Annotated in this window: 12 protein-coding genes and 2 pseudogenes; 5 read left to right on the forward strand and 9 right to left on the reverse strand. The window is 23.6% G+C overall.

Translation table 11 applies throughout. The annotated features are described in order from the left end of the window. Positions 1-318 (forward strand): annotated as a pseudogene (locus BM020_RS07215) (ISNCY-like element ISM1 family transposase); the annotation flags it as partial. A 702-nt stretch (positions 319-1020) separates the two neighbouring features. On the opposite strand, the gene BM020_RS07220 reads toward BM020_RS07215, so the two are convergent. The 6 genes from BM020_RS07220 to BM020_RS07250 all read right to left on the reverse strand — a co-directional run bounded on the left by BM020_RS07220 (position 1021) and on the right by BM020_RS07250 (position 12408). Then, the gene (locus tag BM020_RS07220) at positions 1021-3261 is read right to left on the reverse strand and encodes a glycosyltransferase family 2 protein (RefSeq protein ID WP_074798733.1); all 2241 of its coding nucleotides are present in this window, start codon (positions 3259-3261) and stop codon (positions 1021-1023) included. Between the two features lie 28 nt (positions 3262-3289). Further along, positions 3290-5146, reverse strand: coding sequence for a glycosyltransferase (locus BM020_RS07225; protein WP_074798735.1), 1857 nt, complete (start codon positions 5144-5146; stop codon positions 3290-3292). 504 nt (positions 5147-5650) lie between these two features. Next, a complete protein-coding gene (locus tag BM020_RS07230; RefSeq protein WP_074798736.1) occupies positions 5651-6964 on the reverse strand; it encodes a glycosyltransferase in 1314 nt (437 codons plus the stop codon). A 42-nt stretch (positions 6965-7006) separates the two neighbouring features. Then, the gene (locus tag BM020_RS07235; RefSeq protein ID WP_074798738.1) at positions 7007-9130 is read right to left on the reverse strand and encodes a glycosyltransferase family 2 protein; all 2124 of its coding nucleotides are present in this window, start codon (positions 9128-9130) and stop codon (positions 7007-7009) included. An 11-nt stretch (positions 9131-9141) separates the two neighbouring features. Beyond that, entirely contained in the window at positions 9142-11205 is a 2064-nt protein-coding gene (locus tag BM020_RS09345; protein WP_083405386.1) for a glycosyltransferase family 2 protein, read from the reverse strand. A 450-nt stretch (positions 11206-11655) separates the two neighbouring features. Beyond that, positions 11656-12408 carry an acyltransferase gene (locus tag BM020_RS07250; protein WP_074798740.1) on the reverse strand — a complete coding sequence of 251 codons (753 nt, stop codon included), beginning with the start codon at positions 12406-12408 and terminating at the stop codon, positions 11656-11658. 484 nt (positions 12409-12892) lie between these two features. Here BM020_RS07250 and BM020_RS09350 point away from each other — a divergent pair, with 484 nt between their 5' ends. The 3 genes from BM020_RS09350 to BM020_RS07265 all read left to right on the forward strand — a co-directional run bounded on the left by BM020_RS09350 (position 12893) and on the right by BM020_RS07265 (position 15162). Then, positions 12893-14044, forward strand: coding sequence for an ADP-ribosyltransferase (locus BM020_RS09350; RefSeq protein ID WP_083405387.1), 1152 nt, complete (start codon positions 12893-12895; stop codon positions 14042-14044). Positions 14045-14106: 62 nt separating this feature from the next. Then, positions 14107-14514: a hypothetical protein gene (locus tag BM020_RS07260; protein WP_074798742.1), complete on the forward strand. Its 408-nt coding sequence runs from the start codon at positions 14107-14109 to the stop codon at positions 14512-14514. Between the two features lie 102 nt (positions 14515-14616). After that, positions 14617-15162 carry a hypothetical protein gene (locus tag BM020_RS07265; RefSeq protein ID WP_074798745.1) on the forward strand — a complete coding sequence of 182 codons (546 nt, stop codon included), beginning with the start codon at positions 14617-14619 and terminating at the stop codon, positions 15160-15162. A 25-nt stretch (positions 15163-15187) separates the two neighbouring features. Here the strand turns inward: BM020_RS07265 and BM020_RS09910 are convergent, their stop codons facing one another. Next, entirely contained in the window at positions 15188-15313 is a 126-nt protein-coding gene (locus tag BM020_RS09910; protein ID WP_268765973.1) for a hypothetical protein, read from the reverse strand. A gap of 203 nt (positions 15314-15516) precedes the next feature. Between BM020_RS09910 and BM020_RS07270 the strand changes: the two genes are divergently transcribed. Beyond that, the gene (locus tag BM020_RS07270; RefSeq protein WP_074798747.1) at positions 15517-15867 is read left to right on the forward strand and encodes a hypothetical protein; all 351 of its coding nucleotides are present in this window, start codon (positions 15517-15519) and stop codon (positions 15865-15867) included. Positions 15868-15928: 61 nt separating this feature from the next. Here BM020_RS07270 and BM020_RS07275 read toward each other — a convergent pair whose 3' ends face one another. Further along, positions 15929-17251: a UDP-glucose dehydrogenase family protein gene (locus BM020_RS07275; protein WP_074798749.1), complete on the reverse strand. Its 1323-nt coding sequence runs from the start codon at positions 17249-17251 to the stop codon at positions 15929-15931. A gap of 602 nt (positions 17252-17853) precedes the next feature. Then, positions 17854-19186 (reverse strand): annotated as a pseudogene (locus tag BM020_RS07280) (hypothetical protein); the annotation flags it as partial.

Below are 19186 nucleotides of genomic sequence, written 5' to 3' on the forward strand. Positions count from 1 at the left end.
AAGGAATTAAAAAATTGTTTTAAACAAAATTCTTCAAAAAAAGCGATTGAAAAATTTAAAAATTATTTAGAAGATTATGATTCGATTCCAGAAGTTTTAATGCAATTTGTAAACAAACATGTCTTAAATCACTTTAAAAGATACATAGAATACTTAGATGATGAAAATATTGAAAAAACATCAAATAAAGTAGAAAATTACTACAGACAAACAAATCCAGAAAAAATTAAGAAAACTTACAAAACTAAAAATGGAATTCTAACATTTTTAGACTACCAAATGAAAAACTGGACAAAAAATCACATAAAAATAAAATAAGCCTATAAAATTTTACAACCTCAATTTCTTTCTTTTTTTTGTAAATAAATACATTTTAGAGCTTTTTAAAATAATTTTTGTACTTTTGGTGGACACTCTTAAAAAAAAATATACTTATTGAATATATTAAATTAAGTATCGTGAAATAATTAAAATCTATTTAAAAAGATAGATTAACTGTATGATATATTAATCATTGAACATGAAGCAGGGAAAAATTTAGAAAAAGAAATTAAATCCTCAACTCCAAATATAATATAAATAAATATAAACTAGAATAATAAAATATCCTCATTTGCTTTAAAAATGGCTATGATATTGGTTTTATATGTATAGATACACAATTTACTTATAAATCCTTGTGGTTATCTAAAGTAATAAATCCAATAAATGAAAATGCAGATAAAATGAAAGAAAATGAAATATATGTAATAAAAAGTAAAACACGTCTAGAATCAACTGAAGAAATTAAAAAACAACAAAGCAGAATATAATTTTTAGCCCAGAAGATTATAGAGTAACACAAAATAACAATAATTTTAAATTTGACTTTAAGATATTAAGTGGTGAAAAGGAAGATTATGAAGATACAGAATCTTTAAAAACTACAATTGATTATAATACAAAAAAGAAAGAAATATCTGAAATGAGTTAAAGGTCTATATCTAAATAAAAATAAAATTAAAAAAACTAATATAATAATTATCTAAAAAAGTTCACTATTCTTCTTAAAGGTGTTGTTAATTTCCAACTTTTAGAATTAAAAATTTCTTTAATTAATTTATCATTATTTTTAATCTTTTTATTTTGAGATTTAATCTTTTTATTTAATTTAGAATTTTTATCCTCTAAATTAGTAACATTATTTTTTAAATTGGAATTTTCATTATTTAAGCTATTAATTTTATTGTTTAAACTTTTAATATTATCTTGACATCTGCTTTTTATAACATATTCATAAAAACCCATTTCTTCAATGTCCCAGAGGGCTTGTTCACTACAAGGTAAGTAATTGGGAAAAAGCCTTTGGTATTTTTCAAAAATATCATATGAAAAATATTTAGGAAACTTTTTTAAAGTAGGATAAAGAATTTCACCTTCTTTTAATAAGAAATCTCTACTTTTACAAATATACCAAACACAATGATAAACTAGTTTTAATGCTAAAAATGAAAGAATATCATAATAATCTGGAGATTCATCTCTTAAATCTATAACATGTTTTGAAGCATTTAATATATTTAAATAATTATCAGCAGATATTATATGTGAAATAGAATCTTCATGTTGGCGATAATAAACCGTAATATCATCTGCTACATATATTTTATTTGCATTTATCATTACTCTTGCTGAGGCTATATTATCTTGATAAGTACCTGATGGAAAATCTAAAAATTCAAACATTCTTTTTGAATAAACTTTAATATAAGCAAATGTTGCAAATATTAGTTCTGGATAATCATTAATATTTGTAATAATTTTGTGTTCTTTAAGGGAAGTTTTAGCAATATCACTACTATTTAATAATCCATTTTCATTAAATTCTTCCCATTTATAAATTACTAAATCAATATCGTCATCATTTTTAAATATTTCTAAGGCTCTTTCATATGCATTTGAAGAAATATAGTCATCACAATCCAAATATGTGATATAATCACTATGGGTATGGTCTAAACCAGTATTACGTGCTGGACCACATCCTAAATTTGTAGTGTGTTGAATTAATTTAATAGATGGATATTTAGATGTATATTCGTTGATTATTTCTACACTATTATCTGTGCTTAAATCATCTACTAAGATTACTTCAATATTTTCTATCCCTAATGTTTGATTTACAAGTGAATCTAAACATTCTCTAAGATATTTTTCACCATTGTGAAGTGGTATTACGACTGTGATTAGATAAGATTCATTTTTTTCACCAATAATAGAATTTGAAAGTTTAAAATCTTCTATTTTATCAATTGTGTTTAAAGATTTAATCTCCTTTTTATTAACTGTGTTTAAAGATTTAATCTCTTCATTAAGCTTAATATTCTCATCAACATAATAAACATAATTATCTAAAATATTTCTTAAATAATTGTAAGAATAATTGTATTTTATTTCAATATTCGTACAGAAATCTATATTCATTGTTTTTTCATAAATTTCAATACCTTCTTCATAATTAGCTAATGAATAATTTTTAGAAAAGTATTCTAAATCTTCATAAGAAATTTCTCCAGTTTCTTTAATCTTTTCAAAAAATAACTTCCAATGAACAGCATAATCATTATTTTCTTTATTTTTTAAAATCATATTGGGCCAACCAACTAGTATCTTAGACATACATTGTTCTTTTGATCTTAATGGAAAATGAGCTATTTTTAAATCTAAACTTCTATCAGGCTCTAGATTTATATTAACTAAATTATGATTACCCATTTCTATAGAAATATTTCTATTTTTAATTACTTCTTTTGGAACGATTACTTTATATAATCTATCAAATTTTTCATCCCTTATATGATTAATTCTAGAAGGAATAAAATCTATATTATAATCATCATATTTAGTTGGTATGTAAGTCTGCCATTTAACTTGATAATACTTGTTACAGTCAATATTTTGAAGTATATCTCTAGGATTTGAATTATCTGATGAGATAAATTCATCTGCATCTAAAACACAAACAATATCTGCATTATACTTATCAAATGCAAGATATAATAATTTTGTCATCTTAATATCTTGATTATAATACCTATCTTCATCAATAAGAACAGTTAAAGGTAAATCTTCATCTTTAAGATTTTTTAGAATTTTTAATGTGCTATCCGTGCTGCCATTATCTAAAATTATCATCTCATCAAGAATATTTAAATTATATCTTATAAAAGATTCTATGATATCTTCTTCATTTTTTACCATAGTTATTGAGACTATTTTCATTATTGCACCTTATTTTATCTTGAATTTACTAAAATTTCCATATAGGGTTTTTATAGCCTAATTGTTTAGCTAAATCATTATCCCAAATATTTTTTAAAAAAATCATATTATAATCATCTTCATTATCTTTTAACTTTTTAGTTGATTTCTGAGTTTTATGATAAACTTTAGCCGAAGATATATGATAAATTTTTAATTTTAAAACATACCTTACAAAATCAGAAAAAATCCTATCTGAATCATAATGCCTTCCAAGTTCTGCATCTAAACCTAATGAATTATTATAAACTTCCCTTTTAACATATGCACAGAAAAATGGAGCAAAAGATAACTCTAAAACTTCACCATCATGATATAAAGGTACATTTATTATATTCATATGACTTTTTGAAGGAGTTAAATCATTTTCAAAGTTAAAATCGGGAAAAGGAGAAGAAAAATTCATTCTTTTATCTCCACTATGTAAAAATTGTTGAGGAACAATAATCCCTGAATCTTTAAGATTGTAAGCATGATATTGCATTGCTTCTAATGAACCTTTTGTCAAAACTGCATCATTATTAAATATTAAAATATCCGAATTTTTATCTGAAATTGAAATTCCTTGTTCAATTGCATAAGTAAAGCTATAATTTTCTTCATTTTGGATATATTTTATTTTATCATTGTCGTATAATTTTTTAAGATAATTTTTAACATCTTCGTTTGAATTATTATCTACAACAATAATATCAACTAAATCTAAATCATAGGAAAGGATAGTTTCAATACATTCTCTTAAATCATCTAATATTTCATAACTTGGGATAATCACACTAATTTTTTTATCTAAACTATGTCTTTTTGAAAAGTCATAAATATCAGTACCAATTTTCTCATGAATGTAATCTATTTGTGATTTATCATAATGTTTATTAGTAAACGTTAATTGAGATGAATCGATTTCTTTATTGTAATAATAAATAGATTGTAAAATAGGTACAGAATAGATTTTACATTTTTTAGATGTTTCTATAATAAAATACCAATCCTCTAAAAAATCTAGTGTTTCATCAAAAGTAATTTTATCATTTAATTCTCTTTTGTGTGCAAAAGCACTTAGCGAAATATAATTTTTATTATAAAGTAAAGCTTTATTGTAAGTTCCATACATAATACCTAATATATTTTGATTATTAAATAAATAATATCCAGAATATATTGCTTCACAATCTGATAATTCTAAAAATGCCCCTGCCATTGATTTTAAATATTTTTTTTGCCAAGAATTATACATATCTAAATAAAAAATATACTCTCCATTAGACTGGTTTAAAGCAATGTTACGACAATATGAAAATCCTTTTGAATTTTCATTAAATATTAATTTAATTCTATCATCAGAAAAAGATTTTAATAAATTTTGAGTACTATCTCTACTTGCATCATCAATTATAATCAATTCAAAATTAGTATATGTTTGATTTAAAACACTGCAGATAGCAGCTTCAATAAAATTTTCATAGTTGAAAACTGGAAATATAATTGAGATTAAGGGTTCCTCTGCTGAATTAAGATTATTTTCTAGTTTTTTAGCTAGATGATCCATAAAAGCAAGTCCCCATTTATCATAATATGTAAATGGATATTTTAAAAAAGGATTTACATAAAATCTAGAAAATAAAGTATCTACATCATAATAAAGATAATCTATTTCAAACCTAGAACGTATTTTTTCATATTTATTCTTTAATTGAGAAATCTCATTGTTCTTTTTAGAAATTTCTTTATCTTTATTTTTTAATTTTTGTTTTAATTTAGTATTTTCTGATTTTAAAGTACTGTAATTTATTTTATAATAAGAGAAACTATTACTTTTATTTAATATTTTTTCTTTAAATGACATGTTCTCACAAATATAATCTTTAGAAATTTAGGATTAAAATTAAAATTGAATACTATTGTTAAAATCTTAATATTGATATCTTATATTTATAATTACTTAATATTCTTTTTAAATTTATTATCTGCAATATTCTTAATGAATCCTCTTTAAAAAGTGATTAGTGTTTCTTATATATATGTTTATTGTTTATAATCCTTTTTAAAAGATTTTAATCAAATAATTCTTCCGTTCATTTGTATATTTTTCTGTGATAAGATGTTGAAGAGGATAAGTATTTGATAATCTTAAATAGGATAATAAATCTCCATATTCCCCTAAATTTTTCAGAAAAAAAAACACTCTTTAAGTGATTAATATCTATAAAAATATTATTAATTAGATGTGAATTCTATATAATACTTTGATAATTTCTACTATAAAATATAAAAAATTAAATAAAAAATAACTTGAAAAAATAGAATAAATAAAAATTATTAAATATTTCTATAATCTATTTTATAAAATCTAAATTTTTTTTCTAATAAATCTTAATGGTTTTGTCAATTTCCAACTATTAGAATTTAAAACAGCTGTTTTAAACTTTTTAGCAGCTTTTAAATCTCTTTTATATTTTCTATTTGAATCCATTAATTTTTTGTTTCTATTAATTAATTTTTTATTTTTATTAGATAAACAATCTAAATCACATTTAAAAGCATCACATTTTTCTGATAAAAATTCATTTTTTGATTTTAGATTTGAAATATCTTTTTCTAGAAAATTTTTTTCAACATTTAATTGATTAATATCCTCATTTAAATTTGATATATTTCCATTTAGATTAGAAATAACTTTATTTAAATTGTTTATACAAATTTCATAATGCTCATTAATATATTCAATTAAATTATTAGATCTTAAAACTAAATCATATCTTTCTAAATAATATTCACTAATATTAGTTTGGCTACTTATTTTGATTTTAGAAAACTCTTCTTTTGTTTTTTGGAAATATTCTTCCTCACCTATAGAAAGAATATAATTTAAAATTTGAGTAATTTTAAATAAATCAAATTCATCTTTCAATTCATCATAATATTTTTTATCAATAAGGAATTTTTCAACAATATCAATTATTTTAAAAATATCATAGCTATTTGAAGTATGAACTCTTGAATTCGGGTTTAAACGATAAAAATAAAGAAATTCTGGAATAAAAGATATCCTAGATGCATATAACATAATCTTTACATGAAAAGGAACATCTTCATATGCTAAATCTTTTGGAAATCTTAAATCATTATATCTATCTAAAAATTCTTTTTTATATAGCTTAATCCATGGAGCAAAAGATGCATTCATTACATAATGTTTAATATTCGAATATTTGAAAGTAAAATTATTATAATCAACATCTCCAAAAATACTTTCAATATCAAAGCCTGGAGCATTATAATTTATATCATTTTCTTTATCAAAACGAGCTATTTTAAAAATAACAAAATCAGAATTATTAGAAACTGCATTATTATAAAGTTTTTCTAAAGCATTTAAATCAATATAATCATCAGAATCCATAAAATAAACATAATCCCCTGTACTCTGTTCAATACCGAGATTTCTTGTAGCACCTGAACCTTTATTGTCTTGATGAATAATTTTTACCCTATCATCAAATTTTGCATAAGACTGTAAAATAGCTAAAGAGTTATCTGTAGAACCATCATCAATACAAATAACTTCAATATCGGTTAATGATTGATTAACAATACTATCCAAACAATCATTTAAAAAATTCTCGACATTGTAAATAGGAATAATAACTGAAACTTTTACCAAAAAAGACCTCCAATTACTAGTTAGCATTAAAAAAGATTATTTTTAAATCCATCCAATATATTTATAATTTTCCGTAAAGATTGCATGTTGAGTTTTAAAAGCCCAACTATTATACTCATAAAAATTAATGTTATTTTTATTTAATAATTCTTTAACATGTTTAACTGTATTTTTTTCACCAGTTCTATTAAAATCGTCAAAAATAATTATAAATTCATCAGCTAAATTTTGTGGAATTAATTGCCATATATTAGTTCTAGAATAATTTAATTCTACAAAATTGTTTTCAGAATCAATTATAAAACCTTGAGGACCATCAACAATAATTAAATCAAATTTTTGATTGGCGATAAGTTCAGAAAAACCTTTAAAACGAATAGTTTCATCATCACAATAAGTAAAATTTTCTAAATCTAAATTTAAGATTTGAGTATTTTCATTAATAACTAAATTCTCGGAAAAATTATCAATCCATTCTTTATCTCCTTCAACAACAGTTAATTTTGAATCAGTGAAATGATTTACATACTGTGTAGTTAATTTAGTAGTTTGACCTAAACCTAATTCTAATATATTTTCTGGTTTAACATCATTTAAAATTCTGTATAATGAATAGGCAAAAGAATAATTTGCAGCAGAATTAATTAAAGAAAAATCTTTTTTATTTAACCATTCAGACTCTTTAATAGTATCTTCAAAAACAAAGGCATATTGTAATTCCTTATAAATTGATTTATTGAAATTATCTCTCTCAACAAAATTATGATTGAATTTCTCTGTTGATTCTTTATAATATAAGTAAAAATCATCAATTTTCTTATCTAAAGAATTATATTGATTAATTAATTTGTCATTAATTTTCTCTAATTTATTATTTTGTTTTTTAAGTTCTTTATTACTACTTGATAACTCATTGTTTTTATTTATTAAATCCTTATTCTTTTTTGATAATCTTTTATATTCAGACTTAAGATAATTATAACTATTACTTTTATTTAATAAAATTTCTTTAAATGACATATTATCCCCAGAAATGAATTTTGTAAAAATCCTTAGCGGTTTAGTAATTTTCCAACTTCTAGAATTTAACATTAAACTATTTTGTTTTTTAATAGATTTTATTTCTTTTTTTAATTTTTTATTTTTAAAACTCATTTTTTTAATATTTTTTTCTAATTTATCTTTTTTCATTAAAAGAAGATATTCTTCTGAATTTTTTGAATTAAATACATTTTGAAAAATTGATTTAGTATTCCTATCCAAATAAGTTAGAATATTATCATAACCATATTCTTCAACCATTTCTTCAAAATCTTTTTTTACCTCATCAAAAAAGATAGGTTTTATTTTATTATTAACTTGTGAAAATCTATAGTTAGCTAGTCTAATTTTCTTATTAAATAATTTCTTTTTAAACTTATTAAAAAGATTATATTTTTTAAATATATCAAAAATTAGATTATGAATTTTTAAAGTATCTACAAACTTAATATTTGCCAAACCTGTTACAGAAGATGAATGTCTTCTACGTTTGTAATAATGTTTTTGAACAAAATAAATTCTTTTAGCATTAAATAAAACTTCCCAAAAGAAAACATTATCTTCAAATATTAACCTTTCTGGGAATCTTGCACCTGCATTATTAATAAAATCCCTGTTATAAAGTTTATTTACAGGAGAAACTGCCATTTTAAAAATTAAATGATCAAGATCTTCATAATTAAATACATTATCTTTAACTAAATTAGCTATATCTGGCATGTCATAATCTGTAATAGTATAATACTCATTTGTTTCATCATCCAAATTAATTAATTGGAATAATACAAAATCTAATGATTTTTCATAAGCAATATTATAAAGTTCTTCTAATGCATTAAGTTCTAAAAAATCATCTGAATCAATAAAATAAATATAATTTCCCACTGCATTATCTAATCCAGTATTTCTAGCAACTCCTTGACCTTGATTTTCTTGAGAGATGATTTTTATTCTATCATCTTTTTCTGCGTAAGATTCTAAAATAGATAAGGAATTATCTGTAGAACCATCATCAATACAAATAATCTCAATATCTTTCAATGTTTGGTTAATAATACTATCCAAACATTCCTTCAGATATTTTTCAACATTATATACTGGAACAATAACTGAAACTTTAACCATAATCATGCCCCTTATTTCCTTAAGTAATTAGCAGATTTTCTAAAATATCTTGTTAATTTCCAACTATTTGAGGATACAATAGTTTTATTTAATTTTTTTACCTTATTTTTTTCTTTCTTTAATTTTTTATTTTGTTTTTTCAAGTTATTGTGTTTTTTAGTTAAATTTTTATTTTTAGTTTTTAATTCTTGGATATGTAATTGATGTTCTTTTGTTTTATATTCTTCAAATGATTTAGACTTTAAAACTAAATTATATTTATCTTTTAATGAGATAGGAACAATGTTATTATGATCTAAATGGACTTTAGAAAATTCTTTTTTTGCATTTTGGAAATATTCTTCAGAATTAGTACTTAACATATAATTAAATACTTGAGTAATTTTAAATAATTTAAACTCTTCAATAAATTCACAATAAAACCCATTATCTTTTAAAAAAGATTCTACAATATCACATATTCTAAAAATATCAATTCCATTTGAAGATGTATTAATTATACCGTTTGGATTGAATCTATAATGATAAAAAAATTCTGGAATATATGAAATCCTTGAAGCTCTTAACATAGATTGAATGTGGAAAGGAGCATCATCAAAAGCAATATTCGTAGGGAATCTAAAATCATCATACTGATCTAAAAATTCTTTTTTATATAATTTAGTCCAAGGGGCAAATGAACTATTCATAACATAAGGTTTTACATCATGAAAATCAAATGTGAATCTATTAAAATCTGTGTCTTTAAAAACCTTTTCAAATTCAAAACCTGGAGAACTATAATTTATAGGATCAGCATCCTTAAATCTAGCAATTTTAAACATTACTAAATCAGAGCAATTACGAGTTGCATTCTTAAATAATTTTTCAAACGTTCTTGGTAAAATATAGTCATCCGGATCAAAGAAATAAATATAATCACCAATTGCATCATCTAAGGCTCTATTTCTTGCAGCACCACACCCTGCATTTTCTTGATTAATTACTTTAACTCTTGAATCTTTTTTAGCAAAATCATTTAATATTTCAAGAGAATTATCTTTAGAACCATCATTAACACAAACGAGTTCTATATCATCAAAGTTTTGAGATAGAACACTTTCAAAAGCTTCTTCAAGAAATGGACCTGCATTATATACAGGAATAATTACAGAAATTTTAGGATTATCAATTAGATTTAATTGATTCAGCAATTCCTTATTATTAAAAAATTTAGCATAATAAAAATTTTCACATTCTTTAATTATTTTAGGATTATTTGAAAATACATCACGAATAGAACTTAATGTATCTTCAGCTCCTTCTACACCCATCATATCAATGAAAATAAATAATTTATACTTAAACTCTTCTTTAACCTTTTTAAATTTAGAATCTGAAAAATAATTAAAAATGTACTTAAAATGTTCTATATGTGCATGACGTTTTTCAAATGTGTTACACTTATCTGCACCATTAATATAATAATATGCATAAGCATCTGTGCTAACTGTAAAAATAGAATCTATTTTAGATAATACTTCAGCTAAAAAAACAGGATCTTGACCTCTAATTAAATCTGGGAAATAAATACCATTATCTAATAAAAAATCTTTTTTATAGATACTTTTATAAAAAGCCCAAGGTATGCCATAATTTTCAGGATTAATAACACTATCTTCAGTATAATAATCTATATCTTTAAAAGGAGTATAATTACCTTCACTATCAACAAGTTTAATATTACCTGAAACCATATTTGCATTATTTTTACTAGCAACTTCATATAAATATTTTAATGCATTTTTATCAATAAAATAGTCATCAGCATCTAAAAAAGCAATATATTCTCCATTAGCTTCAGTAATTCCCAAGTTTCTTGCTTTACCAGACCCTTGATTTTCTTGATTAAAAATTTTAATAAACTCATATTTTTTAGCATAATTATTTAAAATTTCTAAAGAATTATCAGTAGAACCATCATTAACACACAGTAATTCTTTATCATCTAAAGTCTGTTTTAAAAAACTAGAAATAGATTTTTCCAATCTACCAGAATCATTATAAATTGGCATAATTACTGAAACCGTTACCATAAAACCACTCCAATAAATATTATAATTATAATATATAAAAGACAATATTTAAATATTATTATAAAAATAAGAAAATACAAAAAATAAGAACTTCTATAAAATAACTTGGGTTTTAAAACTGATAAAAAATCATTTAATTAAAATAAATATTTATAAGAAAAAATAAATTTTAAAAAATAAAAAATAAATGTAATGAACATATATTTAAAAATAAGGTACAATGTTTTTTATTAATGGAATCTTACGAATTATCCAAATTATAATCATTGGCATTAATAAAACTAAAACGGGGGAGAATAAACGCCAAATAATTGAAGTAGAATTAATATTAAATAATTTTAACAAAAATGCTAGTAAATACCAATGAATTAAATAAATTCCAAAGGTATATTTATCTATTAACATCACAAAATCATTAAAAATATTAAATTTCATTAATTTTACTAATTCCTATTTTATAAAAACAAAAACTCCAATAGAGTACAAAGTAGATGGAAGATTTACATAACCTTTATATGTTTTTATAACTTCACCTGCAACCATAGACAATTCATAAGTACCTGCAATGTGCATCATTAATCCCAATATAGATAATAGATATATTATAATACGATATGATTTTCTAATTTCATATTTATGTAATAAATAACCAGCTAAAGTATAAAATAAAAAGCCACTACTGACTGCTAATGAAAGAGACCACTGAATTTTTATGTTAAAAACTGAAATAATAAAGGGGATTAAAATATTTAATACAAATGCTAAAGAACAAAGATAAATAAAAATATTTCTTCTTTTATCTTCTGGAACTAAAGCGAATAATGGAATTGCAAGATATGTGCAAAATAAAGGGATAAAAAACCAATAAACACCAACAAGACGTCCAGTAATTAAACCATTCAAGATATAAATTAAATTAATATCTGTAATTTTTATCTTGTTTAAAATATATATTTGTAACGCTAAACCAATAAAACTCCAAATTAGATATGGAAGAACTGTTTTAAAAAATCTTTTTGAAAAATATTCTTTCAAATCATATTTCTCATTAAAATCAATTAGCATTGCTCCAGAAATCATGAAGAATATTGGAACTGCAAAATAAAATACTGATTCTATAATATTTGCTGTAAACCAATATCTACTTTGAGAAAATGTCCAAAAACAAGCATTCGCATGTAAATATACAACTGCAATAGCCATTTGACAAAGTTTGAAAATAGTTAATACTTATCATAATTCGCATGTAAATATACAACTGCAATAGCTGATAAAACACTTGCCAAGCTAATATGTTTAATCCTATCGTTTTTAGTTTCCATAATATTAAATAGCATTTATTAAATTAAATAATTTATTATTTCAAATATAAAATATTGAAAAATTATTTTTTTAAACGGGTGTCCGCCAAAAATATATTTTTTTTAAAATTTCTTTCTTTATTTTGTAAATAAATACATTTTAGAGCTTTTTAAAATAATTTTTGTACTTTTGGCGGACACTCAAACTTGCTAAAAAAAAGAGGTTTAAAAAAGTTTAGGCTCAAAAATAAAAATTTAATATTTGTTTATAAATAAAATAATTGAAAATAAATAAGCTTATAAAATTTACGTTCAAAAAAGAAAATAATAAAATTAAATTAAGTAAAAATCTAAGATTTAATCTAGTAAATAAAAATTATGTTCCAATGCATCCTAATTGTTATGATAAGAAAACATTAGTATTTACCAAAGCTGGTTGGAAATTATTTAAAGATGTTACTCTTAATGATGAATTTCTTAGTTTAAATCCAGAAACTTTAGAAACAGAATTTTTAAAACCATTAAACATTATTCATTATCATATTACTGATGACATGGTTCATGTTTATAATGAAGAGTTAGATGTTTGTATCACCCAAGACCATGATTGTTTTGTAAAATATAATAATAAGTATTGTTTTCTAAAGCCAAACCAATTAAATGATGATTGTGATTTCTTAATTTCAAAAAATAATATTAACGAAAATTTAATTAATTTAAAAGAATGTACTGTTGAAAAAATAATTTATGATGATATGGTTTATTGTGTAGAATTACCTAAATATCATACATTATGGACTAAAAGAAATGGAAAAACTAGTTGGAATGGTAATTGCAAATGTACTTATGTAAGTGTGTGGAAACGAAATAGGACACCTCCAGAAAAACCTTTTGTTGTTAATTTGATTAATGAAGAAACATATAATTGGGCATATGATTATAAGGGCAAGCATTATCAATTACAAGGTAATACTCCAATGAGTAGAGATGATTTTCTTCATGAAATTGGTGTACCTATTGATGAATTAAGTGAAGAAGAATATGCTTTTTTTAAAATATATACTGATAATGGAGATGCTGCTATAAATGGTTATCTAAGAGGATTATTGTCAAAAGAAGATGCAATAAAAAGATGGGAGGATGTCAACGATAAACTTCTAGATAAGGGAGTATTGGATCATATTTTGTTGTTTGATGACTCATTAAATCTTATTGATACTATTTTCTCAAAGCATGGCAAAACTCTTAAAAAGGATATTATTGTTTGTCGTCGTGAAAGAGAAAGATTCATGGGTCGAAATGGTAAAACAACATATGAAGATAAAGGTTTTACTTCAATGTCAATTTGTGAATACACTAAAGTCGATGAATACGGAGATGAATTGAATTATATTTTAATCCCAAAAGGAACTAAATTATTATATGTTGAGGAGATTACCTCTTCTCCTGAAGATTATGAAACATTATTTCTACCTAATATACATTTAGACAAGGTTGAGGATTTAGGTAATAAGAAAAAAGTTTGGAAATTACCATAATCTTTTTATATATTCAAAAACAATATATAAATAATTAAATATATTTAAAATGGTGAATATTTATGCCACTCATAAGATTTACTAAATTGAACGGAGAATTACTCAGAAATTTACCGTCTGCTATGAAAGCTGAATTAATTATTTTTGAAGATGTTATTCCTGATGGAATCATGGCTTCTCTTTATGTTAATGATTCTTTTTATAAGAAGGAAAGGTCTGAATTCTTAAATTATAGGGATGATGTTCGTGAGAAAATGTACCGTGCTAGAGGTAGGCGTGAAGAATTAGCCCATAATGATCCTGTTTATGACCCAGTTTCTGCTAGAATTAATATTGAAACTGATGAGGGTATTGAATTTGTTAAAAAATATCCTCAATTTAAGAATCTTATTGAATCCATTATTTTTGAGGATGATGAACATAATGTTGTTAATGTTGTTCCTATTGATGATTATCTAGCTGAAAATTAAAAATTATTTTTTATCATTTAAATTTTTTTTTTATGGTCACTTGCACTATTTTTGGTGTAATGTGGCCTTTTTTAATAGACTATTTTTTATAGGTGAACTTATATGATTGAAAAAAAAGTTCCTCAAAAAACAATTGAACGAGATAAATTATTGCTTGATTTGATGATTCATGCTTATGATGAGGATGTTGCTCGTAATGAATTAGTTGATTCTAAAAATTGTCAAATGATTGTTTTAACTGGAGTGATGTTAACTTTACAAGCTACATTTTTCACTGAATTATTAGTCAATTCTGTCCTATTAAAAGATGTAATTTGCTATGATAGGAAAGTAATTTTGTCAGTTTTAATGTTAATTTCTATGATTCTTTATGTTTGTTCATTATTTATTTTTATCAATGCCTATGCTTTTAATAAAAAATTTGGTTCTTCACCAGATCCTGAAGAATTATTAGATAAAGCCATTGATAATCATTCTATTAAGAAAGTTCAAGGAAATGTCTTATTTGATTTTAATGAAACAATAAGTTATAATTCGAGTATTATTGATGATAAGATAAATAAAGGCAAATTTGGATTTATTACTTTAGGAGTAGGTGGAATATCAACTTTATTATTTTTATTGGTATTTATTTTATATTTGATTTAATTATTTATGAAAAGATGAAAAAATGTTATTTTTCATCTTTTCCAAAATCTGCAGATTTTCCTAAAAATCTCATTGGACGTTTGCTTGTAGTGTAAATTTCTTCAGATTCGGAGTTATCTGTTGAAGAATCGGAATTGTTTTCTTCACTCAAATTTTCACCTCCCTATTTTTATATCTACTTTTATATTTTTATAAACTTTTAAAGTTTTATTATTTTATTTATATTTTTCAATTGTGGGATAAATTTTAAAATATTTTTTTTTAATACTATTTTTTTCATTAATCAATTATAGGGTTTGAATCCCTAATCCCACTCCAAAAACTATTTTTTTATAATTGGATAGTGAATTAGAAATGTCAACTGAAACAATAAAAAAGCAATTTAAATTGTATGCACCATCCACACAAAAATCATACGAGTTAAACCCTAATGGAACACTCACCATAGAAGGAGTAGCTTCAACTACCAATAAAGACCTTCAAGGAGATATTATATTACCATCAGCTATTGAGTCCATGAAAACACAACTACTCACAAGTACTAAAAACTTACATGGAGATCATGAGGATAAATTATTTGATGGAATAATTGGAGCTATCAAAGAAGTAATGGATACAGATGAAAATGTATTGAAGATTAAGTCTGTTATTCGTTCTAAATTTGCAGCTGAAATTAAAGAAATGTTAGACATTGGAATTAAGTAAAAATCTAAGATCTAATCTAATAAATAAAAAATTAAAAATAAAAACAGTAAAAATAATCAAATTAACATCCAATCTGGAATAATTCAAAACCTTGTTTTTCTATTTTTTTATCATAAATATTTCTTCCATCAAAGATAACTTTTTGATTTAATTTCTCTTCAAGTAAATCTAAATCCGGATATCTAAATTCTTTCCATTCAGTAATTAGAATGAGTCCATCAGAATTATCTAAAGCATCATACCTATTTTCAACAAATTCAATAGAACTTAAATACTCATCACTAATAGCTTTTTTAAATTCTTCACTTGCTTGAGGATCATATGCTTTAATCTTTGCACCTTTTTTAATAAGTTCTGAAATTACAACGATTGATGTAGCTTCACGTACATCATCAGTACCTGGTTTGAATGAAAGGCCCCAAATACTTAAAGTGAAACCTTCTAAATCATCACCAAACCTATCAACTACCTTATTTACTAAGACCATCTTTTGATTATTATTAACCTCTTCCACATCTGATAAAATCCTTGGATAATATCCATGTGACTTTGAGGTATTAATTAAAGCTTGAACATCCTTAGGGAAACAACTTCCACCATATCCACATCCAGCATAAATAAAATCATAACCTATTCTCCTATCTGATCCAATCCCTAAACGCACCTGCTGAACATTAGCACCTGTTACTTCACAAATATTTGCAATCTCATTCATAAAGGATATTTTAGTTGCAAGCATTGCATTTGCAACATATTTGGTCATTTCAGAAGACTTAACATCCATTAAAACAAACCTATCATGATTAAGAACAAATGAATAATATAAATCTTTTAAAATATCAAAAACTTCCTCTCTTTCAGCACCAATAACAACCCTATCTGGATGTAGGCAATCTTCGATAGCTCTTCCCTCTTTTAAAAACTCTGGATTAGATGCAATATCTATCTTAATAGAAGAGCCCCTATCTTCAAGTATACTTTCAATATGGTCTCTAACTTTAAAACCAGTACCAATAGGAACAGTTGATTTTATAACAACTAATGAATCTTTTGAAATATTATTAGCAATATCTGTTGCAGCTGAGAAAATATAATCCAAATTAGCACTACCATCCTTAGACATAGGAGTTCCAACTGCTATAAAAATAATATTTGAATCATCTAAAGCCTCTTTAATATTAGTAGTAAAAATTAAATCTCCTTTTTCTTGAGCATTGATAACCATGGTTCCTAAATGAGGTTCAAAAATAGGCAAAACTCCTTTTTTAAGCCCATTAATTTTTCCTTCATCAATATCTACACAATAAACTTTATGACCCATTTTAGAAAAACAAGCTCCAGTAACAAGCCCAACATAACCAGTTCCAATTACAGTTATATGCATTAAATCACCAAAAAACTAAAAAATTTATTATAAATTTTAAATCATTAATATATTATCTATTTAGATTAAAAACATATAAAGTTTTTTATTTAATTAATGAATGTTCGCAAAAAGGACAAATATTATTTTAAAAAGGGGCTTTGTTGAAATACTATTTTCTAATTAATTGATATTGATTTATAAATGTTAACATTGATTCTAATATTGATATTTTTTTATCTAAGTTTTTCCTTTATTTTATTTTATTTTTGCAAATAACTACATAATATAATAGTAAATCTAGAACCAATTCTAAAAGTAATAAAATTCAAATATTTTTTTATACAAAAATTTTACTTAAAAAAATAAAGCTCATTTAAGCTGTGAAAAATATTAGTGTAGCTATGTTTTTAAAGAATTTCTGCAAAATCAAGAACTTTGAATATTCAGCTTTAAATGAATTTAAACTAATTTAAAATTTTTTTAAATTAATTATGGTTTTTAAGTGAAAAAATAGTATTTAAATAAATTTATTATTATTTAAAGAAAAATATAGGTTTAATTTTAAAGCTTTTTAAAAAAAATAAGGAAAAAAGATAGGGGTATTTACCCTTTATCTTTTTTTATTTGATTTTTATTGTGTTTTTTATTTTTGATTTACCGTATTGTGTGTAAATCTTGTATTTACCTTTCTTTAGGTTTTTGATTTTTAGTGTCGCAATTCCTTTTTTGTTGGTTTTGATTTTATATCTTTTTCCTTTGAATCTAAATCTTATTGTCTTTTTAGCTCGTGGTTTTCCTTTAGTGTTTACTAGCTTCGCATAGAATTTTATTGTTTTTCTTTTCTTCTTTACAATATTCTTAGCAGTTAAAACAGGTTTAACTGTAATCTGATTTTTTTTAATAAACTTACCATATTGTGTTGTTATTGTATACTTTTTGTTTGGTTTCAGTGTTATTTTTAAGCTTGCATAACCATTCTTGTCTGTTTTTATTCTGTATGTTTTTCCAGCTATTGTAAATTTAACTACTTTTCCAGCACCAACATGCTTAGCATATACATCAATTATTTGCACTTTAAATCTTCCACCAAAATAGATTTCACTGTTTTTATTTTTTGTTATAGGTGAATCTAAAATGCTTAAAGTACTTACAATAGTACTTGGACCATATTCACTATTGCCATTAAAACTAGCAACAATCTTATATTTTCCAGCTTTCTGTTTGAGAACTAGTGTTGCATATCCTCTGCTGTCTGTTTTTAGATTGTATTTTAGATTTGCAATAGTTATTTGGATGTTTTGATTTATTATAGGGTTTCCTTTATAATCTGCTAGTTTTATGGTGTATTTAGTACCATCGTTATAAAACATATAAACATTACTAGCACTTAGGTGAGAATCAACAGTTATATCTCCAGGTATATCCTCAATTATATCACCAGTTATATTTATATAATTAGTAAAATTGCTACCACCTTTATTATAAATCATGTCAATATTGTGTTTTCCATTGTCTAAATTGGAAAAAGTAACATTATTATCATTTATCTGACCACTATGAATTAAATTACCATTTTCATAGTAATCAACATCATAATTATGACTATAGTAGTATATTAGATTATTAACTGTGACTGTTGCTGTATTTGTAGGACGATAAATAATAAAAGAACAATCAGATACATTAATAGTATTGTAATCCAAATAAATAGCACCACCATACAAATTAGCAGTATTATTAGCAAAAGAACAAGCACTTAAAAAACCATTAGCACTAGACCAAAGAACAGCACCACCTTTTTCATTAGCATGATTATTAAGAAAAGAACAAGCACTTAAAGTACCATTGCCACCAGACCAACGGATAGCACCACCATACTGATTAACAGTACTATTAACAAAAGAACAAACACTTAAAAAACCATTAGAACCTTCCCAATAGATAGCACCACCA

This window comes from Methanobrevibacter olleyae, assembly GCF_900114585.1.
Lineage (GTDB): Archaea > Methanobacteriota > Methanobacteria > Methanobacteriales > Methanobacteriaceae > Methanobrevibacter > Methanobrevibacter olleyae.